The organism is Chachezhania antarctica, assembly GCF_003646465.1.
Lineage (GTDB): Bacteria > Pseudomonadota > Alphaproteobacteria > Rhodobacterales > Rhodobacteraceae > Chachezhania > Chachezhania antarctica.
The window spans coordinates 36503-60119 of record NZ_QZEX01000007.1; the positions used below are offsets into that span (position 1 = coordinate 36503).

Here is a 23617-nt window from a genome sequence, read left to right on the forward strand (position 1 = left end):
CGGCCTCCGATCCTCCACGTCTTGACGGCGTCCGTCCCCCGATGCCTTCTGACGCCATCGCCGCCGGGCTCCGGTGCGGACACATTTGGTGCAGGCCAGTACGGGAGACGGGACCATGACGACAGCAACCGGGCCGAAACCGCTGCCGCCTGTGCCGTCGTTCAGGATGGACGGAAAAGTGGCGATGGTGACCGGCGCGTCGTCGGGCATAGGCGAGGGCGCGGCCGTGGCGCTCGCCGCCGCCGGGGCCCATGTCGTCTGCCTTGCCCGGCGGAAGGACACGCTGGAGGAGACCGTGACCGCGCTGAAAGCAGCTGGCGGGTCGGCCGAGGCGCTGGCCGTGGACATGGCCGATCTGGATGCGCTGGAGGCGGCCTTGCAAGGCCGGGTTTTCGACGTTGTGGTCAATTCGGCCGGCACCGCGCGGCTGGGCCCGGCAGAGACGATGTCGGCCGCGGATTTCGATGCGGTCATCGGGCTGAACCTGCGGGCGGCGTTCTTCCTGTCGACGCTCTGCGCGCGCGCCCTGATGGCCGCGGGGCGGCCGGGATCGATCGTGCATGTCTCGAGCCAGATGGGCCATGTCGGCGGCGTGGATCGCGCGGTCTACTGCGCGTCGAAATGGGGGCTGGAAGGCATGATCCGCGCTATGGCGCTGGACTGGGGCGCGAAGGGCATCCGGGTGAACGCGGTGGCGCCGACCTTCGTGCGGACCCCGCTGACCGAGCCGACCTTCCGCGACCCGGCGAAACGCGCCTGGATCGACGCCAACATCCGGCTGGACCGGGTGGCCGAGGTCGGCGACGTCGCGGCGGCGATCCTGTACCTCGCCTCGGACGCGGCGACGATGGTGACGGGCACCTCGCTGCTGGTGGATGGCGGTTGGACCGCGGGGTAGGGGAGTGTTCCGCAATCGGGGACGGCTCGGCGGGGCATCGAACCCTGCCGCCCCGTGCCGCGGTGCCCGCGGCGGCCCCGGGTTGGCGGGTGTTTCGATCGTATCGCCGCCGGGACCCGCGTGCTGCAGGCGCAGGATATCGCAGACGTCACGCCGGACCGCAGGTCCGGGCGGGGGCAGAGCCCCCACACGCCGGGGCGGCCGGAGAATCCGTTGCAGGGATGAAGACGCGTCGGGCCCGCGTGCTGCCCGTCATGCCAACCGTCTTGACCTGCGCATTCCGCCCTTGGCAGTGTCGTGGCCATGCGTCCGGAAAGGGCGATGTGGTATAAACGGGGGAATGGTATGGACACGCGGATCTCGGGCGGGGAACGTCGCCGGGCATTGATGCTGAGCAGTCTGGGCGGCGGGCTGGAATTCTATGATTTCGTGATCTACGCCGTCTTTGCCGACGTGATCGGGCAGACGTTCTTTCCCAGCGGCAACGCGGTCGCGAACCTCCTGGCGGCCTTTACCGTCTTTGCCATCGGCTACCTGGCGCGGCCCTTCGGCGGCATCGTGTTCTCGCATTTCGGGGACCGGTTCGGGCGCAAGAACATGCTGCGGATCTCGATCGCCGGGATGGCGGGGGCCACGATTCTTATGGGGCTGATGCCGGGCTATGCCCAGATCGGGATCGCGGCGAGTATCCTGTTCGTGCTGCTGCGGATCGTCCAGGGCCTGTCGCTGGGAGGCGAGATCCCCGGCGCGATGGTCCTGATCACCGAGACCATGCCCGAACGCCGCGGGCTGGCCTGTGGCGTGCTGTTCCTGATGATCAATATCGGGCTTCTGTTGGCCCATGTCGTCCAATGGGCGCTGGTGTCAACCCTCGATCCAGCGCAGATCCTGTCCTACGGCTGGCGGATCGGTTTTCTTGTCGGTGGCGCCATCGCCTTCCTGGGATTCGTGATGCGGGCGCAGCTGTCGGAATCGCCGGCCTTTGCCGAGATGGAGTCCGACGCCCACAAGGTTCCTCTGGCCATGCTTTTGCAGAACAACATGCGCGGCGTGATCGCGGGCGTCTTCATCACCGGGATGGGGGCGGTCATCGTGTCGATGTTCTATCTCTATTTCGACACCTACGTGACGACGCTGCTGAAATACCCCCATGCCTCTGTCGCGGCGGCGAGCATCGTGGGGATCATCATCTTTTCCCTGCCGATGCCGCTGGCGGGGTGGCTTGCCGACCGGACGGGACGTCTGCGGCTGCCGACCTTCATCGGCGCGGGCCTGCTGTTGGTGACCTGCCTGCCGCTTTATATCTGGCTGGGCAAGGGGCCGGGCAACGTGATGGCGGTGATGGCGATCCTGTCGATCCTCGCGGCTTTCGCCTGGGGGCCGACGCCGGCGGTGCTGACCGCGATCTTTCCCACCGACGTGCGGTTTTCCGGCGTGGCCTTCACCTACAACATCGGCTTCGCGGTGATCGGAGGCCTGACGCCTTTGGTCTCGACCGCGCTCATTCACTGGAGCGGGAACATGCTCTGGCCGGCCTATATCCTCCTGGTCTTCCTGGCGCTGGGGCTGGTGGCGACGGCGGTCGTGAAGCTTAAGGGGCGGTGAGGGGTTTGCTGTGAGATTGAGGCTTTGCCCCGTCCGGACCTGCGGTCCGGCCTCGCCTGAGGTATTTGAAGACCAAAGAAGGTCCGGGATGTCGATTGGCCCGTCACCACAAAGGCCATCCGTCACCGTGAACAGGGTGAGGAGCGTCTGCGGAAGCGGTGCGCTGCGGCGGTGGCTTTGATCGTGGCGCCCGTTGCCGGTCGGACCGTCTGGTCACGTTCTGCGGCCACTCTTGGCGACACGTGCTGTCGGCTGGCAGGCGATCATGTCGATTGGTGGCCCCGGTCGTCTCTCCCGGGTTCGGCCAGATCGCTGGAGAACAGTGCGATCTTGTTGCCTTGAGGGTCGCGCAGGTAGCCGACAAAGAAATGAGGCCCGTAGGACGGGCGGAACCCCGGTTTGCCTTCGTCGGAGCCGCCTGCGGCGAGGGCTTCGGCATGAAGGATGCGGACCTGGCTCTGGCTGCCGGCCTCGAACGCGACCATGGCGCCGTTGCCGGCCGAGGCACCCCGGCCATCGAAGGGTGCCTTGACGTAGAAATCCGGCAGCACCGGAGACTGGCCCGATTCAACGGGCAGCGCGTAGCTCAGGCCTTCGGGACCTTCCGTAAGCCGGTAGCCCAACGCGGGCAGGAAGGCGGAATAGAACCGCTTCGCGCGAGCCATGTCATCTGCACCGACGGTGACGTAGGCAATCATGCTGCGGAATCCCTAATGCTGAGCCCGGGCCTTGCAGCACGCGGTGCGGCCGGTCGACATGGAGTGTGCCCTGCCATCCGCGGCGCGCAAGGGCATTCGGTCGATCATCCGCGTATGACGTCAGGGATCTTGCGCGTTGTCGCGGAGACGCGCGGTTGCCTCGCATGCGCGCCGCCGGGGGCGACGCGACAGTCTACGGCGTCCGCGCCTGTTCCGCGATGCGGGCGAAGACAATGTCGAGTTCGCGGGCCAGCGCCTGCAACGCCTCGCCGCCCTCATCCATGTAGGGCGCGAAGACGTGGCTGGGCGTCTTGTAGGACAGCGTTCCGGTCCCGTCGGCGTTCTCGGTCAGGTAAAAGCGGATCGGAGCCTCGATACCGGCGGCAAGGCTGGCCTTCAGCATGCGCCGCGCGTAATCGTTGCGGTAGACGCCGATGACGCGGTTACCGGGGATCTCGATCCCCTGCATCCGCGCCCCGTCCGAAGCGCTGGCCTGCGTGACAAGACCCATCTTCCGGGCCGCGATCGCCTCTTTCAGCGACTGGTAGAGCGTCGCGAACGGCATGTCGGTCGGATGCACCTTCCATCCGGGGCGTTCGGCCATATTTCCGGCGGCGAGCGGCCCGCCCAGGGCCAGCGAGAGCAGCAGGGTGGAGAACAGTCGGGTCATCGGAACACCTTTCGCGATTACGGCCATTATCGCAAGGCACAGGTCCCGGCGCAATCCGGGCGCGATCCCCTGCGCGCGAGGCTACCGCGGGGGATGTCTCGCAATAAGGGTGCGGGAAGGCCTTTCCAACCGGCGCGGGACTGAATAGCCTCGCGCGCATAAACACCAAAAGGGAGTCTGAAATGAAAAAGTTCCTGACAGCCACGGCTGCGGCGGCGCTGATGACGGCGGCCGGTAGCGTTGCGGCCGAAGACGTCAAGATCGGTGTGCTGCTGGGCTATACCGGCCCCATCGAAAGCCTTGCCGGCAACATGGCCCAGGGCGCCGAACTGGCGATGGAAGAAATAAATTCCGCCGGCGGCATCCTCGACGGCGACATGCTGGTCCCGGTGCGCGCCGACACGGGCTGCATCGACAACGGCCTGGCCACGTCGAACGCGGAACGCCTGATCGCCGAGGGCGTGAAGGGCATCGTGGGCGGTGACTGTTCCGGCGTGACCGGCGCTATCCTGCAGAACGTGGCGCGTGCCAACGGCATGGTCATGATCTCGCCCTCCGCCACGTCGCCGGCGCTGTCGACGGCCGAAGACGATGACCTGTTCTTCCGCACCGCGCCGTCGGACGCGCGCGAAGGCGAAGTGATGGCCGAGATCCTGAAGGAACGCGGGATCGAAAGCATCGCGCTGACCTACACCAACAACGACTACGGCAAGGGCCTGGCCGACGCGATCGAAAGCTCGTTCAAGGCAGCCGGCGGCGAAGTGACCATCGTGGCGGCCCACGAAGACGGGCGCGGCGATTATTCGTCGGAAGTGGCGGCACTGGCAGCGGCTGGCGGCGATATCCTCGTCGTGGCGGGCTATCTTGACCAGGGCGGCCTGGGCGTCATCCGGTCGGCCATGGATGCAGGTGCATGGGACACGTTCGGCATGCCGGGCGGCATGATCGGCGATTCGATCACCGAGGCCCTGGGCGATGACCTGAACGGGTCCTTCGGCCAGATCGCGGGCTCGGGCGGCGAAGGCACCACGCTGATCGCCGACATGAGCGAGAAGAAGGGCTTCGACGGCACCTCGGCCTATGCGCCGGAAAGCTATGACGCCGCGGCGCTCTTCGCGCTGGCGATGCAGGCAGCCGGCTCGACCGAGCCGTCCGAGTACGGCCCGAAGATCTTCGAGGTAGCCAACGCGCCGGGCGAGGAAATCATGCCGGGTGAACTGGCCAAGGCGATCGAGATCCTGAAATCGGGCGGCGACATCGACTATGTCGGCGCGTCGGCGGTCGAACTGATCGGTGGCGGCGAGAACGCCGGCAGCTACCGCGAAGTCGAGGTCAAGGACGGCAAGTACGAGACGGTCGGCTACCGCTGATCCGGACCGGACGTGGAGAATGGAAAGGGCGTGCTTTGCGCGCCCCTTTTTTCGTGGGTCGATGATCGCAAGGGCAGCTCGGGTTCACCACAGAGATGGGCCCGCCATCCCTGCAGATCCACCGCCGCCTGATTGGGGCCTGGGCGCTCACGCCCGTCCCGTCAAGGGCGAGCCGCGCGGTGCGCGGGCCTGCGGCCCCTTGACGGGAAGGCCGCGACCGCTCCTGCCGGCCCCAGGCGACGGTGGCTCCGCAGAGATGGCCTGGAGGGTACATGTTCACCGGGGAAGGGCCGCGCCCCTTGTTCTTCTTTTCCGAAATACTCCGGGGGAGGCGCGGCGACAGCCGCGGCGGGGGCAGAGCCCCCATGCCTGCGGTCCGGCGGTATCGACCCCCAGTCTTGGGCGTAGGGTGCGTGGTCTCCACGTACCGCACCGCCCATCAGAGCGGGCGGACCTTCAGCCCGGTCACGCGGTTGCCCTCTCGGTCCGTGACCTCGAACCGGAAGCCGTGGAACGAGAACACCTGGCCCTTGGTCGGGATCGCCTGCGCTTCGTGGATCACGAGGCCAGCCACCGTATTCGCCTCGTCATCCGGCAGGTTCCAGTCCATCGCGCGGTTCAGGTCGCGGATCGTCATGGCGCCTTCGACTAGGTAGTGGCCGTCCTCCGACTTGGTCAGCGGGGGCGGCGCGGCGCGGTCGAATTCATCGGTGATCTCGCCCACGATTTCTTCAAGGATGTCTTCCAGCGTGATCAGGCCGCGGAGCGAGCCGTATTCGTCCACCACCAGCGCGAAATGGGTGCGCAAGCGCAGGAATTCGCGCATCTGGTCGTCGAGCGTCGTGGTTTCCGGCACAAAATAGGGCGGCGTCGCGACATCGCGGATGTCGAAGTTGCGCAGGACGCTCGCGTCACCATCGGGGCCGCCGATGAGCTTGTACATCGCGCGGAGCAGGTCCTTGGCATGGACCACGCCGATGATGTTCTCGGGGTCTTCCCGGTAGACCGGCAGCCGCGTATGCGGGCTGTCGAGGCATTGCGCCAGGATCGTGTCGGCGTCCTGGTCGCCGTCGATCATCTCGATGCCTGAGCGGTGGAGCATGATCTCTTCCACGAAGCGGTCGCCGAGGTCGAGCGCGCCCAGGATCCGGTCGCGGTCTTCCTTGTGGACGACGCCTTCGGAATGGCCCAGCTGCAGCGCGCCGGCGATTTCCTCGCGCACCGCCAGGACGTTGCTGTCGGGGTCGATCTTGACGCCGAACACACCCAGTATGAAGCGCACCATTAGCCGGACAGCTCCGACGATGGGAGAGAAGACGCGCACGACGATCGAGATCGGCGGGGCGACGAAGGCCGCGGCCTTTTCGGCGTTGGTGATGGCATAGGTCTTGGGCATCACCTCGGCGAAGATCAGGACGAGGAAGGTCATCACCAGCGTTGCCAGCGCCACGCCGCCTTCGCCGAACGAACGGGTGAAGAGCGCCGTTGTCAGCGATGTGGCCAGGATGTTCACCAGGTTGTTGCCCAGAAGAACCGACCCGATCAGACGTTCGTTGTCCTCGGTCACCTTCAGCGCGGATTCCGCGCCGCGGGATCCCTTGTCGGCCTGCGTGCGCAGCTTGCCGCGGGACGCCGCGGTCAGCGCGGTTTCCGAGCCCGAGAAAAAGGCCGAGAACACGATCAGAAGAAGGATCCCGCCACCGGTGACCCAGAAAGCCGTATCGAATACAGAGGCGTCCATCGAAAACTCCTAAACCGCCGCGGTTATGCGCTGCGGGCGGGGGGACGATCAAGGGGGAGCGGGATCAGTCTTCGGTCTTGTCGGCCAGCGGGTGCCGCGTCAGCACCAGTTCCGACAGGCGCGCATCCAGCACGTGGGTGTATATTTCCGTGGTGGCGACATCGGCATGGCCCAGCAGCGTCTGGATCGACCGCAGATCGGCGCCGTTGGCCAGAAGGTGTGTGGCGAAGGCATGGCGCAGCGTGTGGGGCGTGACCCGGTCCGGCGGGACGCCGGCCGCCACCGCGAAATCCTTGATCAGCAGGTAGAAGCCGTGCCGGGTGAGGTGCCCGGACTTGCCGCGTGACGGGAACAGGAACCGCGCCTCGGGCGGAAGCGGCGCCGAAGCGGCGACGGAGGCACGCTTGGCCTCGAACATCGCGTCGCGGGCGATCAGCCATTCGGTGAGCGCGTCACGGGCGGGCGGGGACAGGGGCACCATGCGTTCCTTGCCGCCTTTTCCCACCACCAGCAGCATCCGCGGATCGCCCCGAGCGGAGGAAACAGGCAGCGACACCAGTTCGCTGACGCGCATACCCGTGGCATAGAGCAGTTCCATCAGGCAGGCATTGCGCAGCCGGTCGGTTTCGGTCCGGCCCGTGGCGCGGGCGGCGTCGAGCAGGCTGTCGACCTCTTCTTCGGCCAGCGTGCCGGGCAGGCGGCGCGGGCGGCCGGGGCCGCGGATCTCGATCGCCGGGTTGTCGGCGCGCCAGCCTTCCTCGAACGCGAAGCGGTAGATCTGGCGGATGGCCGAGAGCCGCCGCGCGCGCGTGGCCTGGCTGAGCCCGTCGGCGTCGCAGGACACGAGGTAGGCCTCCACGTCCTCGCGCGTGGCGCGCTCGAAAGCCGAACCCTTGCCGGCCAGCCACGCGGCGACGTCTTTCAGGTCACGCCCGTAGGCCAGTTGCGTGTTGCGGGCCGCGCCCTGTTCCGCCGCGCAGGCATCCAGGAACGCGGAAATCCAGTCGTGGTCCTGCGCGGGCCCGCCCATTCAGCCGCGCTCCATCAGCAGGGCCTGAAGCGCCGCGCGCCGGGCGGCGTCTTCCTGACCGACCGAACGGAGGATGGCCAGCGCTTCGGTCAGGGCGGCGTCGTTGCCCTGCAGCCCGCTGGCGAAGCGGGTCATGGCCTTCAGGATCGTCTCGCCCAGCCGGCCGTCGGACACGCGGCCCGACATGCTGGCGGGCACCAGAAGGCTGGGCACCGCGCCGTCGGCGGTGAACCCGTCGGCAATGGCCTGCGCGCGTGCGTCGGGGGCGGGCACAGATTGCGGCACGCCCCGGGCAAGGGCCGCCAGGAACTGGGTGCGCGGGCTGTCATCGGGCGGCGTCGCCGCGGCGGCGGCGTAATCCGGCGACAAGAGGCGGATCTTCCACGCGAGCCACCGGGCCTCGCCCACGTCGGGCAGCCGGATCGCGGCCAGCCTGTGGGCAAAGAGCGTGGCGAAGGTGGGGCCCAGGCCCTCGTCGGTCATGGCCTGCCAGACCTCGGGCAGAAGCTCGGCCACCAATGCGCCGTTCCCGTCCGCCAGAGCGCCGTCGAAACGCTGGATCGCATCCACGCGGTCCCACACCCCGCCCGAGGCCGAGGGCCGCCGGTCGGTATAGAGGCCCAGCAGCCGGTTCGGGCTGACGGCGCCGGAGCGGGTCAGCCGCTCGGCCGCCTCGATCTGGGCTTTCCAGCCGGCAAGATCCTGAAGATCGGCATTGGCGAAGACCCGGGGCAGGCGGCCCGTGGGCAGGCGTTCCCCGATGGCGGAATACAGGATGAAGGTCAGCGCATCGGGCTGCATCGGCGGGGGCAGAAGATCGGCGTCCTCGCTCAGGTCGGGATGCAGGAAGCGGGCCAGAAGGTTCAGGTCGGCCGCGCCGATCAGGTCCAGCGTTTCGGCCATGTCGAACAGGAGCGTTGCCGTGTGCCAATCGCCCAGCCGCGCGTTGCAGAAGATCTGCGCGCGGTAATCCTGGGTGAGTTCGGGCATCGCGATCAGCTGCTGACAGACGGCGTCGGCCTCTCCCGTCAGAAGCGCCGCATCGAAGCGCAGCGCGAAGCGGTCCCGCACGCCCCTGAGCGCGTCCGAGCCGCCGCCGGGCACGACCAGATGCTGTTCGGGTTCGGACAGGTCGGCCAGCGCACGCACCGGATCGGCGGCGCCCAGGTCCATAAGCCGGGTCAGGCGGGCGGTCAGCAGGATGTCTTCGGCGCCGGACCGCTGGGGGGCGTAGGCTTCGGTCAGCAGCAGGGTGTAAAGCAGCCGTTGCATCGCCGGGTTGTCGGCGACGGGCACGCCGGATATCAGGCGGACGAGGTCTTCGGGCTGGCTTCCGGCCCACAGATCCCGCGGCAGGCCCGAGACGTCGGGCGGCACAAGCCCCGCCGCGCGTTCCTCGGTTCCCAGGGGCCGCACATCGACTGTGGGCACCGAGATGCCTTCGGTCACGGGCGGTTCATCCAGCGCGGTGTCGGGGGCGGTTCCGCGCGGTTTCAGCACTTGCGGCTGGCCCGGGGTCCATTCGATGCTGGGTTGTGACAGCCAGTCGATCGCCGACATCGGTGCCCGCGAATCGCGGCCCTGTTGCTGCGCCGCACCCGTCCCGGCACCGGCCGCGATCAGGATCGCGGCAAGCGTCGCACCGGCGCAAAGCCCGTGACAGGTCTGCTTGAAGGGCATTCTCAGTCCACCTGCAACGTGATCGCGGCGGTTTGCGGTTCAACCGGGGCCGAGAAATCGACCCCCACGAACGGCCCTACAGCCGCGTAGATGACAACGCCCACGGCGCCGATGATGCACAGCACCACCGCCAGCCCGAACGCGTATTTCAACAATGCTCCGAATACCTGCGCCATAGTGCCGGCCTTTCTGCCAGTTCCTTGTTACGGCAGTTTATATATGGCCTTTTCGCGCAGATCACGTCATTCACACGGTCATGAGCGGAATTGAACCGCCCCGACCGCGGCCGCAGGTCCGTATCGGCCGCCGGGGCATCGGGAAACTGGGAAAACCCATCGTTCTGGTGGGCATGATGGGCGCAGGCAAGACAGCCGTCGGGCGTGCTCTGGCCGCGCGACTCAGGGTTCCGTTCCACGATTGCGATGTCGAGATCGAATCTGCCGCCAACATGACCATTGCCGAAATCTTCGCCCGCGATGGCGAGGCCTTCTTCCGCCGCAAGGAATCGCAGGTTCTGGGCCGGCTTCTGGACGGTCCGCCCGGCATCCTGTCGACGGGCGGGGGGGTCTTCGTGTCGGAAGACAACCGCGCGGCCGTGCGTGATCGCGGCGTGTCGGTCTGGCTGAACGTGCCGGTCGATGTCTTGTGGGCGCGCGTGCGCAACCGGACGACGCGGCCGCTTCTCAGCACCGCCAATCCCCGCGCCACGCTGCAGGAGATCCTCGACCGCCGGATGCCGCAATATGCCGAAGCCGATGTCGAGGTTCACGCCGATGCCAAGACGGGGATCGAGGACATGGTCGACAGGATACTGACCGCCCTGATCGACCGGGGCGACGTGTTCGGAGCGAAATCATGACCCAAACGGTACACGTACCATTGGACAGCCGCGCCTATGACGTGGTGATCGGCCCCGGCCTGCTGGACGCTGCCGGCACCCGCATCGCGCCGCTTCTGCACCGCCCCCGCGTCTGGATCGTGACGGAAGAGCGCGTGGCCCAAGCCCAGCTTGGCGCGCTGACGGCCGGGCTGGAGGCATCGGGCATCGCGTCGGAGACGCTGATCCTGCCGCCGGGCGAGGCGACCAAAAGCTGGCCGCATCTGACACGTGTCGTCGAATGGCTGCTGGACGAACGGGTGGAACGCCGCGACGTGGTCGTGGCGTTTGGTGGCGGCGTGATCGGCGATCTGGTGGGCTTTGCCGCCGCGATCCTGCGCCGCGGCGTGCGCTTCGTGCAGATCCCCACGACGCTTCTGGCGCAGGTCGACAGTTCCGTCGGCGGCAAGACCGGCATCAACACGTCCCACGGCAAGAACCTTGTCGGCGCGTTTCACCAGCCGTCGCTGGTGCTGGCCGACCTGAGTGTGCTGGAAAGCCTGCCGAAACGGGATTTCCTTGCGGGCTATGGGGAAGTCGCCAAGTACGGCCTTCTGGGTGACGCGGCATTCTTCGACTGGCTGGAAGACAACACGGCCCGGCTTCTGGCGCGCGAGACGGATGCGCTGGCCCATGCCGTCGCCCGCTCGGTCCAGATGAAGGCCGAGATCGTCGTCCGCGACGAGACCGAACAGGGCGACCGCGCGCTTCTGAATCTGGGCCATACCTTCGGCCACGCGCTGGAATCCGCGACGGGCTATTCCGACCGGCTGCTGCATGGCGAAGGCGTGGCCATCGGCTGCGCGCTGGCCTTTGCGCTGTCGGCCCGCATGGGGCTTTGTTCGCAGGAGGACCCCAGCCGCGTCCGCGCGCATCTGGCCGCGATGGAGATGAAGGCCGATCTGGCCGACATCCCCGGCGATCTGCCGGACGCCGACGGTCTGCTGGCGCTGATGGGGCAGGACAAGAAAGTGATCGACGGCAAGTTGCGCTTCATCCTGGCCCGAGGCATCGGCGACAGTTTCGTGACCTCTGAGGTCGACCGTGCCGACGTTCACGCCGTCCTGTCCGAGGCGCTGGCCGGACGATAGCACAACAGCTTGTTAAGCACGTCATTGAGGCGGGGCCGTGTGACCGATGCGGGTCGCGTTCCGGGTGCCTGGCCGGTGATTCTGATGGCGGCCTTGTGGCTGCCGGATGACTGCGCCGCGGATGTCGTCCGATGACGATGCGTCGGGCAGGTGGACCTGCGCCTTCCAGCGGCGGGGGCAGCCGCTGCGGGCCTGTATCGGTGCCCTGTCCCGGCACCCGGTTCGCCTTCGCGCATACCAGTTAACCTTAGGTAAACCATCGGGCCTGTATGAAGGGGCCATGCGACTGGGCCGCCGCCGCAAGGCAGGCGGTCCGCGTTCAGGCTGCAGGACATCCAGGGATGCCGGATCACGATCAGTTTTTCGACGTCCTGCTGGAAATGCAGGAACCGCTGACCCGCCAGGGTTCGCGTTTTCGGGGGCCATGCGCCCTGTTTGCCGTGCGGGGAGCGATGGTGCGCGGACCGATAGTCCGCAAGGAGCCGGGCACGTGTGCCGCCGCGACGGATGAAAATTGGCGCGTAATGGGCGGCGGCGGTATTGCCGCGGCCATGGCGGGCTCTGTCCCGGATCTGTCGGTTTTCGGGGTCTCGTCACTGCGCCCGGCGGCTAACGATAAACGGCTCGCGGCAGATAGCCTGACGCACCCGTTCGCGAGGCCCTTGAACCTGAGCGAGGACGACGCCGCGTTTTCGAAGGGTCTTGCCCGCGCGAGGCCCGACGCAAAGGACGTACCGTGATGAAAGTGCTGATTGCCGACGATCATGAACTGGTCCGCGACACGCTGGCCGCCTTCCTGGATCGCGAGCGGGACATCGAAACCGTGTCCGTGGCGGATCTGGACGCCGCCTGCGCGGCGGCGCAGGCGACGATGTTCGACCTGATCCTGCTGGATTACGCGATGCCGGGGATGGACGGGCTCGACGGTCTGGCCAAGGCGATCGAGGCGGGGGATGGACGCCCCGTGGCGATCATGTCGGGCACGGCGACGAAAGCCACGGCGCAGGCGGCGCTGGACGCGGGCGCGATCGGGTTCCTGCCCAAGACCATGGGCGCCAAGTCGCTGGTGAACGCGATCCGGTTCATGGCGTCGGGAGAGGTCTACGTGCCGGTGGCCTTCATGACCGCAGAGGAGCCGGAGAAGATCAATCCGCTGGCCCGGCGCCTGAGCCCGCGCGAGCTGGAGGTGCTGAGTGGGCTTTGCCAGGGGCTTGCCAACAAGGAAATCGCGCGGGAGTTGAACCTGCAGGAAGTGACAATCAAGCTGCACGTGAAGACCCTGTGCCGGAAGCTGCAGGTGAAGAACCGCACGCAGGCCGCTTTGAAGGCGAAGGAAGCGGGCGTTTTCTGACGCGGCTGCCCGCGGACCGCGCCCGTAGCCGGCCCGCCCGCCCACCCTCGTAGGATCCCGTGCCGGGATCCTCCTTGCCGTCTCCGGGCGCGGGGCGGCGGCGCGTCGACGGCGTGGTGACGATGAAGGTCAGTGCAGGAAGCGCATCCTTGGCGCCTGCGCGGGATGGCTGGCCACGACGGTTGCATCGCCTGATCGGTTCCAGGTGAGCGGATCGGGAGCACGCTCGGCCGTGGCGGGCGCGCCGCCGGCAGCACCTGCCTGGGGGACGGGACGCGGGAATGGATGGTTCGCACCATGGCCGGCACGGTCGATCCGAAGCGGCACGACGTGAACCTTCGACAGGGGCGCAAGCAGGATATCTTCAAGCGATGTCATCTCGATTTCGGCAAAACTGCCGGCGTCGAGCAATGTGGCGCCATTGACCGGTAACGACCGGTCCAGCGCACGGGCGCAGTGATCCAACCGTCGGGGCGCCCGGGCCGCGAATGCATCGATCAGGCAATCGACCCGGACAAGGTAGACCTGGCTGTGCCCCAGGTGGTCGGACCGGGTCGCAAGCTGCGCGGCTTCGGCCCGGCCCGGCGGGGCGAGATACTCCGTCAGGGTTGCGCCATCCTCCGCGACCCTGAGGCACCCGAAATCGAAGGCCCTTTTGCCCGCGGGTAGACCGAAGGTCACTGGTGTGCCGGATCCGGCCAGATCGCAGGCGGGCGCGCTGCCCCCGGTCACCCGGGCGAGATCGCCCGGAAGGCGCAGGGCGGTGCAGATCAGCAGCAGATCCTGCGACGTCCGGCCCAGCCGCATCGCAGCGGCAAGGATGGCTGGGGCCGACCCGCGGGGACAGGGCGTGACCAGAACGTCGGCATCGTTCAGACCCAGCGCCCGCAACTGGCGAAGGACTTCGTCGCGGTCGGCGGGCGCGGTTATGACGATGGGCTCGGTACAGCCGGAATGGCAAAGGTGGGCGGCTGCCTCGGCAAAGGGCGTGGCCGTCAGGGCGCAGCGCGCCGCGTTTTTCTGAAGGACCGGCCGGAGCGACAAGCCATTGTCACCGGCCAGCAGAACCGGAGTGATCATTGCACCATCTCCCACGGCAGTCGGTTTCACAGGATCTTGAAACCGACTGTACCGCGGCGCATCGCCCCGGCGCGGACCGGAAAGGTAGAGGGAGGGGAGATTTCGAGCGCGCACCTATACGATGGTAGAGATGCGCGCGATCCCGTCGGATCAGAACGGGATTTCGTCGTCCATGTCGCGGCTGGACGGTCCGCTGCCGCTGCTTCCGCCGCCGCGGCCGGCATAGGGGTCGTCATCGGGCGCGCGGTCATAGCCGCCCGAGGAGCCGCCGCCATAGCTGTCGCCGCCGCCCATCTGATCGCCCGAGCGGGGATCGAGGAACGTCATCTCGCCCGAGAACGGACGCAGCACGACTTCGGTGCTGTAGCGGTCGGCGCCGGCCTGGTCCTGCCACTTGCGGGTTTCCAGCTTGCCTTCGACATAGACCTTGGAGCCCTTGCGCAGGTATTGTTCTGCCAGCCGGATGAGGTGTTCGTTGAAGATGGCCACGGTGTGCCATTCGGTCTTTTCGCGCCGCTCGCCCGTCGCGCGGTCCTTCCAGGTGTCCGAGGTGGCGATGCGCAGGTTGCAGACCTTGCCACCATTCGAGAAGCTGCGCACCTCGGGGTCGCGGCCAAGGTTGCCGATGAGAATGACTTTGTTGATGGATCCGGCCATGGCCTTCGTGTCCTTCGCCTGTAGAGGTCGTTTCAGTTCGTTTGTCGTCGAATCCGCGCTTCACCGCGTTGAATGACCCTATACCGAAGTTCCGCCCGCGCAAAGATGCCGAAGGCAGGCTGCCGCCGTCCCCGGCACGGAAAGTCTGGCGCTTGGCGGTCATTTCAGTATAGTGGCGGCGCAAACAATCCGCTGTGGATAGGGTTCGAAATCCGGACGGGCCGTCCCCGAGCAAACGCAACTCTCCGATCACGCCTGACCGATACGCACAGTCCGGTGCCGGGTCGTGACTGGCAAACGGAGAGAGACAAGGCGCCGGGGCGTGTGGAATGGGAGACATGAACTTGCAAGAATTGGATGCTGGGCCGTCGCGGACGGCGGTTGGAGATCGGGTTTTACGCAGGCTTGCGCGTGTCACGCTGCTTCTGACGGGGCTGATGATCGTTCTGCCCGCGGCGTCGGCCGCGGATATGTTCGCCAGTACCAAGTCGCGCAGCGACGTGTTCAAGTCGCGGACCAAGGTTCTCGATACGCGCTCAGCCTCGCAATACGACTATTCCGTCCGCCTGACGCCCAATGCCCAACCGCTTCTGAAGGACAACGGCACCATCGGTCTGGCGCGGGTCTATTCGGGCAAGTATCGCGGTCAGTACCTGTCGATGGCCCGGCAGGCGGCGCGTCGGAATTCGATCCCCGAGGACCTGTTCCTGCGCCTCGTGCAGCAGGAGTCCGGCTGGAACCCGAAGGCGGTATCGCACAAGGGCGCGGTGGGTCTGGCGCAGCTGATGCCGACAACGGCAGAACGGCTGGGCGTCGATCCGCACGATCCCCGCCAGAACCTCGACGGCGGCGCGCGGTACCTGGCCAAGCAGTACCGTCGGTTCAAATCGTGGCGCCTCGCGCTGGCGGCCTACAATGCGGGCCCCGAGGCGGTGCAGAAGCACGGCGGCATCCCGCCCTACAAGGAAACCCGGAACTACGTGAAGGTGATCTGGGGCAGCTAGGCCGGTTTCGTCACGAGGAAGCTGAAGCGCGTCGTGGACATGAAGTAGTCCCCGCGCGCCGACAGGGCCCTCAGGTCGGACAGCCACGCGTCGATCTCGGCCTCCGGCAGGGTGCCGGAATTGCGCACATATCCCGCGATGAAGCCCGCCATGCCGCGGCTGTAGGTGCCGTCGGACATATCCAGATTGACTATGGGAAAGGCGCTGACCTCGTCCACCACCAGCCCGGCCTTGCGGAGGTGTGGGGCCAGCGTGCGGGGCAGGCGGGGATTGGCGCAATGTGGCTCGAACGCCTCCAGCACGCGGGCCATCCGCTCCGGGTCCGAGGACTGCCAGACCACGCCGCCCCAGTCCGTCGCCATCACCAGCCCGCGTCCGCCCGGTTTCAGAACGCGGGCCATTTCGGTGCAGAGCGCGGCGATGTCGGGGACATATTCGGCGACCTGCGTGCTGACGGCGATGTCAAAGGACGCGTCGTCAAAGGGCAGCGCGGTGGCGTCGCCTTCGACATAGCTCAGCCAAGAGGCCTCCGCCCGCGCCGTGGCCCGACGGATCAGGGCCGGCGACAGGTCCACGCCCACGACACGGCCTCCGTCGCCCGTCAGATGCGCCATGCCCTGCGCCAGAAACCCGGGGCCGGAGCCTATGTCGACCACATGCTCCCCCGGCGCGATGTCCAGAAGCGCCAGCGTATCGGTGCGCTGCTGGATCACGTCGTGGCCCAGATAGGTCGCCTCCAGCCGTTCGGCAGCGGCGTCGTCGAAGTCCATGCTGCCCAAGGTGCTATTCCGCGGCGATCTTGATGACGGGGGACATGCGGGCAAGGATGTCGTCGGCCAGGTGGCACTTCACCTGGTGCCCTTCGGCCATCTGGCGCATCGGCGGGACCTCGCGTTCGCACAGGTTGTCCGGCACGTCCTTCTTCCAGCGGCAGCGGGTCTGGAACGGGCAGCCCGGCGGCGGGTTCATGGCCGACGGGATGTCGCCTTCCAGAACGATATGTTCCTTTTCCACCGAGGTGTCGGCGATGGGCACGGCCGACAGCAACGCCTCGGTGTAAGGGTGATAGGGGGGAGAGAAGACCTGATCGGTCGTGCCCAGTTCCACCACGTGGCCCAGGTACATGACCATCACGCGGTCGGACAGGTAGCGCACGATGGACAGGTCGTGGGAGATGAACAGGAGCGTCGTCTTGTGTTCGCGCTGGATCTCCATCAGCAGATCGGTGACGGCGGCCTGCACGGATACGTCGAGCGCCGAGACGGGTTCATCCGCCACCACGATCCGCGCGTCCCCGGCAAAGGCCCGGGCGATGCCCACGCGCTGTTTCTGTCCGCCCGACAATTGCCGCGGCATCCGGTCGGCGAATTCGCGGGGGAGCTTCACAAGGTCCAGCAGTTGCAGCATCCGCTCGCGGCGCTCGGCTTCGTTCTTGCCGATGCCGAACACCTCCAGCGCGCGGATGATCTGGCGGCCGACGGTCATCGACGGGTTCAGCGTGTCGAACGGGTTCTGGAAGACCATCTGCACTTCGCCGATGGTCTTGGCATCGCGCTTTTCGATGGGCACGTCGCCGATGCTGCGATTATCCAGCATGATCGTCCCGTCGGTGGCCGTTTCCAGCCCCATCAGCACCTTGGCGAAGGTGGACTTGCCGCAACCGGATTCGCCCACGATGGCCAGCGTTTCGCTTTCATGCGCCTCGAAAGTCAGGGTTTCGTTGGCCTTCACGACCTTCTTCTGCCCGCCACCAAACAGGGCATTCGCCGCGACTTCGTAGTATTTCTTCAGGTTGTCCATCTTCAGGACGACAGGCCCGATCTCACCCTTGGTCTTGGTCTCCATCAGCTGCATGGGCGCGTTCCAGTCGATCTCCTCGAAGCGCAGGCAGCGGGTGCCGTGGCGGTCGTCGCCCGCGACCTCGAACATCGGGATCTCGGCGGCGTTGCAGCGGCCCTCTTCGAAGTAGTCGCAGCGGGGGCCGAAATTGCAGCCCGGCGGGCGTTCGTGGGGCAGGGGGAAGTTGCCCGGGATCGCCTTCAGCGGCCGGTCGTTCTTGTTCGCGCCCGGCAGCGGGATCGACCGGAACAGCGCCTGCGTATAGGGGTGCTGCATCTTGTCGAAGACGTCCTCGATGGAGCCCGTCTCGACCGCCTCGCCCGAATACATCACGCAGATCCGGTCGCAGGTTTCCAGCACAAGGCCAAGGTTGTGCGAGATGAACAGCATCGAGGTGCCGTATTTCTTGCCCAGCTCCTTCACCAGTTCGACGACCGCCGCCTCGACCGTCACGTCGAGCGCGGTCGTGGGCTCGTCAAGGATCAGAAGCGACGGTTCGGCCATCAGCGCCATTGCGATGACGATCCGCTGCTGCTGCCCGCCCGAAAGCTGGTGCGGAAAGCTGTCGAGGATGCGCGCCGGATCCGGCAGCTTGACGTCGGTGACCACCTGCAGCGCACGCTCGCGCGCCTTTTCGGCGTTCATGCCCTGGTGGATCATGGGCACTTCCATCAGCTGCTTGCCGATCTTCATGGCCGGGTTCAGCGATGCCATGGGCTCCTGGTAGATCATGGCGACTTCGGATCCGCGGATCTCGCGCAGCTCCTCGTCCGACATGTCGCCCATGTCGCGGCCCTTGAACTTGACCGTGCCGCCGACGATGCGGCCGTTCTTGCCCAGATCCCGCATCACGCCAAGCGCCACGGTGGACTTGCCACAGCCGCTTTCGCCCACCAGCCCTACGGCCTCGCCCGGTTGCACGGTGACCGAGAAATCCATCACCGCCGGGATCTCGCGCAGGCGGGTGAAGAACGAAATGGACAGGTTGTCGATTTCCAGAATGGGGCCTTCGTAATCGTCCCGTGACATGTCCGTCTTCTCCATCCTGTTGCGTGGCGGGGCGGCGTGGCGCGCCGTCATCCCTGGCATTGGGTAAAGTCGAAATCCTTGGACGGAGATTTCGATGCTTCCAGCGATGCCTCCAGCCCGAACGTCTCGATGCAGGAATTCAGGCGCCGCACCTCGCGGTTCCAGATCTTCGACGGGGCAGTGGTGCCCAGCTGTGCCGTGTAGCCCTTGACCTGTTTCTCCCCGCGCCCCAGCGCCTCCAGCAGGGGCCTGGCGGCCTTGCATTGCAGGTCGTCCACCGTCATCGCGATCCAGCCGTCCCGCAGGGTGTGAAGCTGTTCCAGCTGATGGTCCGGCACCGGCGCGCCGTTGTCCTGCAGGACCCGGGCGAAGGCGATCATGGCCGATGCCTTGGCGATGCAGTCCCGCGCCTTGTATGGCGAAATTTCTGCCGCAGCGGCGGGCGCGCCGAGCGCCACGCCCAGAAGCGCGAGCGTGGCAAGATGTGAGCGGAGGTGTCCCATCAATCCTTCAGGCTTTCTTCGCGCAGGCCGTCGGCCAGAAGGTTCAGGCCAAGGACCAGCGACAGGAGGGCAAGGGCCGGCGGCAGGGCCGGATGCAGGTAGATCGACAGCAGCTTCCGCCCGTCATTGATCGTGGCGCCCCAGTTCGGGCTTTCGGGGGAAAGGCCAAGGCCGAAGAAGCCCAGGGTCCCCAGAAGGATCGTGGTGTAGCCGATCCGCAGGCAGAAATCGACGATCAGCGGTCCCCGTGCATTGGGCAGGATCTCCCACAACATGATGTACCACGGGCCCTCTCCACGGGTCTGGGCCGCGGCCACGTAATCGCGGGTCTTGATGTCCATCGCAAGGCCCCGGACGATCCGGTAGACGGTGGGCGAGTTCACGAAGACCACGGCGACGAACACCACGAGGAAACCGCTGGAGGTGTTTATAAAATCCAGCGCCTGCGGCAGCAGGGGGATCGCATAGGTTTCCGTCTGCACAAGGTAGCCTTCGGACGAAATCAGCGCGAGATACCCCCACAGCAGCGCGCCCACCACGACGATCAGCAGCGGCGTGCGGATCTTCGGTTGCGAATGGTAGCGCGAGTTCAGGAGCACCGTGAAGAACACGATGGGGAAGAAGAACAGCACCATCGCCATGAAGCTTGGAACGCCGGCGGCAATGATCTCGGGCGTGACCAGCAGGAAGAAGAGCAGGATCACCGGGAAGGCCAGGATCAGGTTGGCAAGGAACGACAGGACCGTGTCCAGCCGCCCGCCATAGTAGCCCGCGGGCAGGCCCATGGTGATGCCGACCATGAACGCGAAGATCGTGGCCAGCGGTGCGATGCCGATCACGATCGACGATCCTTTCACCATCCGGCTGAAGACGTCGCGCGCAAGGTTGTCGCCGCCCAGCAGGTACCACGGGTATTCGCCCGGACCGGGATCGCGCAGGGCCGATCCCGGCGGCTCGTTCTTCAGGCCCGAGATTTGCGCCAGCGGATCGTGGGTGATGATCATGTCGAACGCGGCGTAGAAGCCGGTGAAGATCCAGAACATCACGAAGCCGAAGCCGATCATCCCGATGGGGCTGTCGAAGAGCTTGCCGTAAAGCCCCAGCCGCCGCTTGAAATGCAGCGACAGGGCAAAAACGACGATGAGCGAGATCCAGACCGGCAGGAACTGCCAGAGGATGCGGCCGGTTATTTCGAGACCGTTGAGCGGTTCCATGTGCGGCGCTCCCTATGACAGCCGGATGCGCGGGTTCAGGTAGACATAGCCGATATCCGATATCAGCTGCGTCACCAGAACCACGGCGACCGAGACGACCGAAACGGCCAGGAGGAGATCAATGTCGTTGTTGCCCGCGGCCTGCACCAGCGTCCAGCCGAACCCCTTGTAGTTGAACAGCGTCTCGACGATCACGACCCCGTTCAGAAGCCACGGGAACTGCAGCATGATCACCGTGAACGGCGCGATCAGCGCGTTCCTGAGCGCGTGTTTCAGGACGATGTTGTGAAAGCTCACGCCCTTCAGCCGGGCCGTGCGGATGTACTGCGCCGTCATGACTTCCGTCATCGAGGCGCGTGTCATCCGGGCGATGTAGCCCATGCCGTAAAGGGAAATCGTCAGCACCGGCAGGAAGAAGTTCTCGAAGGTGGGCTGGTCCATCGCTTGCGTCGCGGTGCCCTTGAACCATTTCAGCCCCACGGCGGATGATGCGAAGACGGCGATGAAGATCACGCCCGACACGTATTCCGGCGTGGCCGTGGTGAGGATGGAAAAGGTCGACAGCCCGCGGTCAAGGACCGTCCCTTCCCGCATCCCCGCTAAAATGCCCACGATCAGCGCCAGCGGGATCATCAGCAGCAGCACCCAGAACATCAGCACGCCCGTCAGCGCCAGCTTGCCGCCGATGATGGCCGACACGGGTTCGCGGAAGACGGTGGAATAACCCCAGTTGCCCTGGATCACGCCGCAGTAGGTGGGGGCTTCGGCCGCGACCTCGGGGGTGACATCGCCATCGATGCACTTGCCGCGGACGGTGCCGTCGGGCCGCTCAAGCGTCCAGCCTGGCGCCACGCCCAGCCACTGGCCGTATTTCAGCACCGTGGGCTGCATGTAACCGTTGTTGGTCAGCCAGCTCAGCACCGCCTCGTCCGACATGCGGAAGTTGCCCTGGGTCTTGGCCAGCTTTTCGAGGTTCGGAAAAAGGTTCGTCAGAAAGAACACGATGAATGTCAGGCACAAGGCCGTCAGCACCATCACACCGGTCCGTCGGAGGATGAACAGTCCCATTTTTTCCCCTGTCGGTCAGGGGCATCGGGCCCCTGCGCGCATTATTGGTTTTGCCGTCTTTCGGTCGTCTTCATTCGGTGCATAGTGCCGACTGTCCATGGGATCGTCGGGCGCCCCCGGCCTGCCTGCGGCCGGTCAATGGTTTCGTGCGGTTCTTCGGTCCCTGTCCCACTTGCAGTCTGGCTGTGGCGGGGGCGCGTCACGGGCGACCCAACTCCCTCATTCGGCACGACTTTGACCGTCAGGTCAATTCCTGTCTGGGGGATCGTGGGGTCCAAAAGCGACCAATGACCAGTCTGAAAACGACATTGCGCCCAAAATTCGGGCGGAAGTGTCGCGGGGCGCAAGGGGCCTGTGCTGGAAATTGCGGCGCAAATCACCCGGGCAGGGCGACGGGCGTACCGGATTGGCGGAACGCCAGCGGCGTGTGGCCTGTCTGGTGGCGCAGGAAGGTCGAGAAATAGGCGGGGCTGGAGAAGCCCAGGTCCCGCGCGATGTCCTGCGCCGGCGCGTCGGTCTCGATCAGCGCCTGGCAGGCGGCGTGGGTCAGCCGCTGGGTCAGAAGCGCGCCGGCCGTCAGCCCGGTTTCCGCACGGCAGACCTGCCCCAGATAGGTGGCAGTGACACCCAGCGCCTCGGCATGTTCGTCGACCGTCAGCCCCAATGCATGACCATCGGCCACCCGTTGGCAGAACTGGCGCGACAGGTGCCGCGCGGCGTGGGTGGGCATGGTATCCGCCGCCCCGGCGGCGGCCCGGCGCGACAGCCAGACCATGGTGAGCTGGGCAAATGCTTCGAGCGCCGCAGGCGTCAGCGAATCTTCCGCCCGATCGGATTCGCGCATCCCCGAGGTCATGAGCCCCGTCAGTTCCGACTGCGCCCGGGCGTCGCGAAAGCGGAAGATCAGCGGCTGTTCGGGCATGGGCAGCGCCGTGGGGTGCGGCAGGCTCAGGACGTGCCCCGACGCGCCGCGGGCCAGTTTCAGGGCAAACAGGCTGTGGGCCGGCAGGAAAAGCGCCGTATGCGCCCCGATTCCGTGCCGCCCGCCGCCGATCAGCGCGGTGCCGCGGCCCAGCGTGATCCAGATCAGCGTCGCGCCGGGCCTGTCATGCGCAAGCTCTGTCTGCCAAGGCGCCCGGGGGGCGAGCTGGGCCAGGGGAGCGAAAACCGGGGTTCTGTAACTGTGCATCATGTCGAGCATAGCTCCGGATGGTTACGCAGCAGGCCGGGTCCGGCCAAGTCCAAACAACGGCGCCGGCGCAAAACCGCTGCGAAAACCGTGCGCCTGATCGGTTATGCAGCAACAATCCGCCGCCAGTTCCGCATCCGGGTGCGGAACCACGTCCGTTGCCGCTTGGCGAATTGCCGGGTCGAAACCGTCGCACGGTCGCGCGCGGTGTCCAGCGATACGAGGCCGTTCAGGTGATCCACCAGCTCGGGCACGCCGATGGCCTTCATCGACGGGAGCGCCGGATCGAACCTGTCGCGCATGGCGTCGACCTCGGCCAGCGCACCGGCGTCCAGCATCGCGTCGAACCGCCGGTCGATGCGCGGCGTCAGCCAGTCTTTCGGCGCGTCGATGACCAGCGGCAACGTTGTGTCGAGCGGCAGAAGCGGCGGGGGCGTGTCGTCCTGCCAGCGGGCCAGCGACTGGCCCGTTGCGCGCTGCACTTCCCAGGCGCGTTGCACCCGCGCACGGTTCAGCAGGTCGATCCGCGCGGCTGTTTCGGCATCCAGCCCAGCTATCAGGCGGTTAAGCGGGATCTCGTCCGCTTCGGCCCGAATCCGGGGCGGGGTCGGGGGGATGTCGGCCAGCCCTTCGGTCAGCGCCGTAAAGTACAGCCCGGTGCCCCCCACGATGATCGGCCGTTCGCCGCCCGCAAGCAACGGCGCCACGGCGCGCAGCCAGTGGCCTGTGGAATAGGCCACGTCGTAGGCGACATGGCCATAAAGCGCATGCGGTGCCCGCGATTCCTCTTGGGGCGAGGGGCGTGCGGTGATCACGCGCCAGCAGTCGTAGACCTGCGAGGCATCGGCGTTGACGATACGCCCGCCAGCCCGTTCGGCGATCTCCAGCGCAAGGGCGGACTTGCCCGACGCGGTCGGCCCCGCGATCAGCACGGGCCGGTCCGCGGGCAGCGTATCAAGGGGAACCTGTCCGATCATCGTGCGTCAGTCTCGTGCCTGTATGTCATGAACCGGCAGATCGTAC

At 66.5% G+C, this 23617-nt stretch carries 23 protein-coding genes; 8 read left to right on the forward strand and 15 right to left on the reverse strand.

Annotated elements, in window-relative coordinates; translation table 11 throughout:
* Window positions 1–115: 115 nt before the first annotated feature.
* Both D4754_RS14620 and D4754_RS14625 read left to right on the forward strand, forming a co-directional pair.
* Window positions 116–898 (forward strand): SDR family NAD(P)-dependent oxidoreductase, encoded by a 783-nt coding sequence (locus D4754_RS14620; RefSeq protein WP_121064870.1) that lies wholly within the window; start codon window positions 116–118, stop codon window positions 896–898.
* Between the two features lie 345 nt (window positions 899–1243).
* Entirely contained in the window at window positions 1244–2503 is a 1260-nt protein-coding gene (locus D4754_RS14625; RefSeq protein WP_121064872.1) for an MFS transporter, read from the forward strand.
* A gap of 263 nt (window positions 2504–2766) precedes the next feature.
* Here the strand turns inward: D4754_RS14625 and D4754_RS14630 are convergent, their stop codons facing one another.
* Entirely contained in the window at window positions 2767–3201 is a 435-nt protein-coding gene (locus tag D4754_RS14630) for a VOC family protein (protein WP_121064874.1), read from the reverse strand.
* A 193-nt stretch (window positions 3202–3394) separates the two neighbouring features.
* Window positions 3395–3871, reverse strand: a complete 477-nt coding sequence (locus tag D4754_RS14635) for a DUF302 domain-containing protein (RefSeq protein ID WP_240453893.1) — start codon at window positions 3869–3871, stop codon at window positions 3395–3397.
* Between the two features lie 182 nt (window positions 3872–4053).
* Between D4754_RS14635 and D4754_RS14640 the strand changes: the two genes are divergently transcribed.
* A complete protein-coding gene (locus D4754_RS14640; RefSeq protein ID WP_121064878.1) occupies window positions 4054–5241 on the forward strand; it encodes an ABC transporter substrate-binding protein in 1188 nt (395 codons plus the stop codon).
* Window positions 5242–5680: 439 nt separating this feature from the next.
* Here D4754_RS14640 and D4754_RS14645 read toward each other — a convergent pair whose 3' ends face one another.
* The 4 genes from D4754_RS14645 to D4754_RS24030 form a co-directional block, all read right to left on the reverse strand.
* Complete coding sequence (locus D4754_RS14645) at window positions 5681–6982, reverse strand: HlyC/CorC family transporter (protein WP_121064880.1); 1302 nt, start codon at window positions 6980–6982, stop codon at window positions 5681–5683.
* 64 nt (window positions 6983–7046) lie between these two features.
* Window positions 7047–8012 (reverse strand): site-specific tyrosine recombinase XerD, encoded by a 966-nt coding sequence (locus D4754_RS14650; protein ID WP_121064882.1) that lies wholly within the window; start codon window positions 8010–8012, stop codon window positions 7047–7049.
* Complete coding sequence (locus D4754_RS14655; protein WP_240453894.1) at window positions 8013–9692, reverse strand: hypothetical protein; 1680 nt, start codon at window positions 9690–9692, stop codon at window positions 8013–8015.
* Between the two features lie 2 nt (window positions 9693–9694).
* Window positions 9695–9868, reverse strand: coding sequence for a hypothetical protein (locus tag D4754_RS24030; RefSeq protein ID WP_163025929.1), 174 nt, complete (start codon window positions 9866–9868; stop codon window positions 9695–9697).
* An 80-nt stretch (window positions 9869–9948) separates the two neighbouring features.
* Here D4754_RS24030 and D4754_RS14660 point away from each other — a divergent pair, with 80 nt between their 5' ends.
* From D4754_RS14660 to D4754_RS14675, 4 genes are all read left to right on the forward strand, one after another.
* On the forward strand, window positions 9949–10551 hold the full coding sequence (locus D4754_RS14660) for a shikimate kinase (RefSeq protein WP_121064884.1): 603 nt from the start codon (window positions 9949–9951) through the stop codon (window positions 10549–10551).
* Entirely contained in the window at window positions 10548–11660 is a 1113-nt protein-coding gene (gene aroB / locus D4754_RS14665) for a 3-dehydroquinate synthase (RefSeq protein ID WP_121064886.1), read from the forward strand. Before D4754_RS14660 ends, aroB begins: the two co-directional genes overlap by 4 nt.
* Before the next feature lie 341 nt (window positions 11661–12001).
* Entirely contained in the window at window positions 12002–12400 is a 399-nt protein-coding gene (locus tag D4754_RS14670; RefSeq protein WP_121064888.1) for a hypothetical protein, read from the forward strand.
* Window positions 12400–13011 carry a response regulator transcription factor gene (locus D4754_RS14675; protein WP_121064890.1) on the forward strand — a complete coding sequence of 204 codons (612 nt, stop codon included), beginning with the start codon at window positions 12400–12402 and terminating at the stop codon, window positions 13009–13011. Before D4754_RS14670 ends, D4754_RS14675 begins: the two co-directional genes overlap by 1 nt.
* 129 nt (window positions 13012–13140) lie before the next feature.
* Here the strand turns inward: D4754_RS14675 and D4754_RS14680 are convergent, their stop codons facing one another.
* Together D4754_RS14680 and ssb are read right to left on the reverse strand one after the other, a co-directional pair.
* Entirely contained in the window at window positions 13141–14091 is a 951-nt protein-coding gene (locus tag D4754_RS14680) for a sugar phosphate nucleotidyltransferase (RefSeq protein ID WP_121064892.1), read from the reverse strand.
* Between the two features lie 150 nt (window positions 14092–14241).
* On the reverse strand, window positions 14242–14748 hold the full coding sequence (gene ssb / locus D4754_RS14685) for a single-stranded DNA-binding protein (RefSeq protein WP_121064894.1): 507 nt from the start codon (window positions 14746–14748) through the stop codon (window positions 14242–14244).
* A gap of 437 nt (window positions 14749–15185) precedes the next feature.
* Between ssb and D4754_RS14690 the strand changes: the two genes are divergently transcribed.
* Window positions 15186–15752 carry a lytic transglycosylase domain-containing protein gene (locus D4754_RS14690; RefSeq protein WP_121065326.1) on the forward strand — a complete coding sequence of 189 codons (567 nt, stop codon included), beginning with the start codon at window positions 15186–15188 and terminating at the stop codon, window positions 15750–15752.
* On the opposite strand, the gene D4754_RS14695 is transcribed toward D4754_RS14690, so the two are convergent.
* The 7 genes from D4754_RS14695 to miaA all read right to left on the reverse strand — a co-directional run bounded on the left by D4754_RS14695 (window position 15749) and on the right by miaA (window position 23571).
* On the reverse strand, window positions 15749–16522 hold the full coding sequence (locus D4754_RS14695) for a methyltransferase domain-containing protein (protein WP_121064896.1): 774 nt from the start codon (window positions 16520–16522) through the stop codon (window positions 15749–15751). The genes D4754_RS14690 and D4754_RS14695 overlap by 4 nt on opposite strands.
* A 13-nt stretch (window positions 16523–16535) precedes the next feature.
* Window positions 16536–18620 (reverse strand): dipeptide ABC transporter ATP-binding protein, encoded by a 2085-nt coding sequence (locus tag D4754_RS14700; protein WP_121065328.1) that lies wholly within the window; start codon window positions 18618–18620, stop codon window positions 16536–16538.
* Window positions 18621–18667: 47 nt separating this feature from the next.
* Window positions 18668–19123 carry a hypothetical protein gene (locus D4754_RS14705; protein WP_121064898.1) on the reverse strand — a complete coding sequence of 152 codons (456 nt, stop codon included), beginning with the start codon at window positions 19121–19123 and terminating at the stop codon, window positions 18668–18670.
* Window positions 19123–20337 carry an ABC transporter permease gene (locus D4754_RS14710; RefSeq protein WP_121064900.1) on the reverse strand — a complete coding sequence of 405 codons (1215 nt, stop codon included), beginning with the start codon at window positions 20335–20337 and terminating at the stop codon, window positions 19123–19125. The genes D4754_RS14705 and D4754_RS14710 overlap by 1 nt, the downstream gene beginning before the upstream one ends.
* Before the next feature lie 12 nt (window positions 20338–20349).
* The gene (locus D4754_RS14715; RefSeq protein ID WP_121064902.1) at window positions 20350–21405 is read right to left on the reverse strand and encodes an ABC transporter permease; all 1056 of its coding nucleotides are present in this window, start codon (window positions 21403–21405) and stop codon (window positions 20350–20352) included.
* Between the two features lie 376 nt (window positions 21406–21781).
* A complete protein-coding gene (locus D4754_RS14720; protein ID WP_163025930.1) occupies window positions 21782–22594 on the reverse strand; it encodes a helix-turn-helix domain-containing protein in 813 nt (270 codons plus the stop codon).
* Between the two features lie 104 nt (window positions 22595–22698).
* The gene (gene miaA / locus D4754_RS14725) at window positions 22699–23571 is read right to left on the reverse strand and encodes a tRNA (adenosine(37)-N6)-dimethylallyltransferase MiaA (protein ID WP_121064906.1); all 873 of its coding nucleotides are present in this window, start codon (window positions 23569–23571) and stop codon (window positions 22699–22701) included.
* Window positions 23572–23617 lie beyond the last annotated feature (46 nt).

What these genes read in the sequence shown, in the direction of transcription:
- D4754_RS14620 (WP_121064870.1), top strand. Translation starts at nt 116, where the DNA reads ATGACGACAGCAACCGGGCCGAAACCGCTGCCGCCTGTGCCGTCGTTC.
- D4754_RS14625 (WP_121064872.1), top strand. Translation starts at nt 1,244, where the DNA reads ATGGACACGCGGATCTCGGGCGGGGAACGTCGCCGGGCATTGATGCTG.
- D4754_RS14630 (WP_121064874.1), bottom strand. Translation starts at nt 3,201, where the DNA reads ATGATTGCCTACGTCACCGTCGGTGCAGATGACATGGCTCGCGCGAAG.
- D4754_RS14635 (WP_240453893.1), bottom strand. Translation starts at nt 3,871, where the DNA reads ATGACCCGACTGTTCTCCACCCTGCTGCTCTCGCTGGCCCTGGGCGGG.
- D4754_RS14640 (WP_121064878.1), top strand. Translation starts at nt 4,054, where the DNA reads ATGAAAAAGTTCCTGACAGCCACGGCTGCGGCGGCGCTGATGACGGCG.
- D4754_RS14645 (WP_121064880.1), bottom strand. Translation starts at nt 6,982, where the DNA reads ATGGACGCCTCTGTATTCGATACGGCTTTCTGGGTCACCGGTGGCGGG.
- D4754_RS14650 (WP_121064882.1), bottom strand. Translation starts at nt 8,012, where the DNA reads ATGGGCGGGCCCGCGCAGGACCACGACTGGATTTCCGCGTTCCTGGAT.
- D4754_RS14655 (WP_240453894.1), bottom strand. Translation starts at nt 9,692, where the DNA reads ATGCCCTTCAAGCAGACCTGTCACGGGCTTTGCGCCGGTGCGACGCTT.
- D4754_RS24030 (WP_163025929.1), bottom strand. Translation starts at nt 9,868, where the DNA reads ATGGCGCAGGTATTCGGAGCATTGTTGAAATACGCGTTCGGGCTGGCG.
- D4754_RS14660 (WP_121064884.1), top strand. Translation starts at nt 9,949, where the DNA reads ATGAGCGGAATTGAACCGCCCCGACCGCGGCCGCAGGTCCGTATCGGC.
- aroB (WP_121064886.1), top strand. Translation starts at nt 10,548, where the DNA reads ATGACCCAAACGGTACACGTACCATTGGACAGCCGCGCCTATGACGTG.
- D4754_RS14670 (WP_121064888.1), top strand. Translation starts at nt 12,002, where the DNA reads ATGCCGGATCACGATCAGTTTTTCGACGTCCTGCTGGAAATGCAGGAA.
- D4754_RS14675 (WP_121064890.1), top strand. Translation starts at nt 12,400, where the DNA reads ATGAAAGTGCTGATTGCCGACGATCATGAACTGGTCCGCGACACGCTG.
- D4754_RS14680 (WP_121064892.1), bottom strand. Translation starts at nt 14,091, where the DNA reads ATGATCACTCCGGTTCTGCTGGCCGGTGACAATGGCTTGTCGCTCCGG.
- ssb (WP_121064894.1), bottom strand. Translation starts at nt 14,748, where the DNA reads ATGGCCGGATCCATCAACAAAGTCATTCTCATCGGCAACCTTGGCCGC.
- D4754_RS14690 (WP_121065326.1), top strand. Translation starts at nt 15,186, where the DNA reads ATGATCGTTCTGCCCGCGGCGTCGGCCGCGGATATGTTCGCCAGTACC.
- D4754_RS14695 (WP_121064896.1), bottom strand. Translation starts at nt 16,522, where the DNA reads ATGGACTTCGACGACGCCGCTGCCGAACGGCTGGAGGCGACCTATCTG.
- D4754_RS14700 (WP_121065328.1), bottom strand. Translation starts at nt 18,620, where the DNA reads ATGTCACGGGACGATTACGAAGGCCCCATTCTGGAAATCGACAACCTG.
- D4754_RS14705 (WP_121064898.1), bottom strand. Translation starts at nt 19,123, where the DNA reads ATGGGACACCTCCGCTCACATCTTGCCACGCTCGCGCTTCTGGGCGTG.
- D4754_RS14710 (WP_121064900.1), bottom strand. Translation starts at nt 20,337, where the DNA reads ATGGAACCGCTCAACGGTCTCGAAATAACCGGCCGCATCCTCTGGCAG.
- D4754_RS14715 (WP_121064902.1), bottom strand. Translation starts at nt 21,405, where the DNA reads ATGGGACTGTTCATCCTCCGACGGACCGGTGTGATGGTGCTGACGGCC.
- D4754_RS14720 (WP_163025930.1), bottom strand. Translation starts at nt 22,594, where the DNA reads ATGCACAGTTACAGAACCCCGGTTTTCGCTCCCCTGGCCCAGCTCGCC.
- miaA (WP_121064906.1), bottom strand. Translation starts at nt 23,571, where the DNA reads ATGATCGGACAGGTTCCCCTTGATACGCTGCCCGCGGACCGGCCCGTG.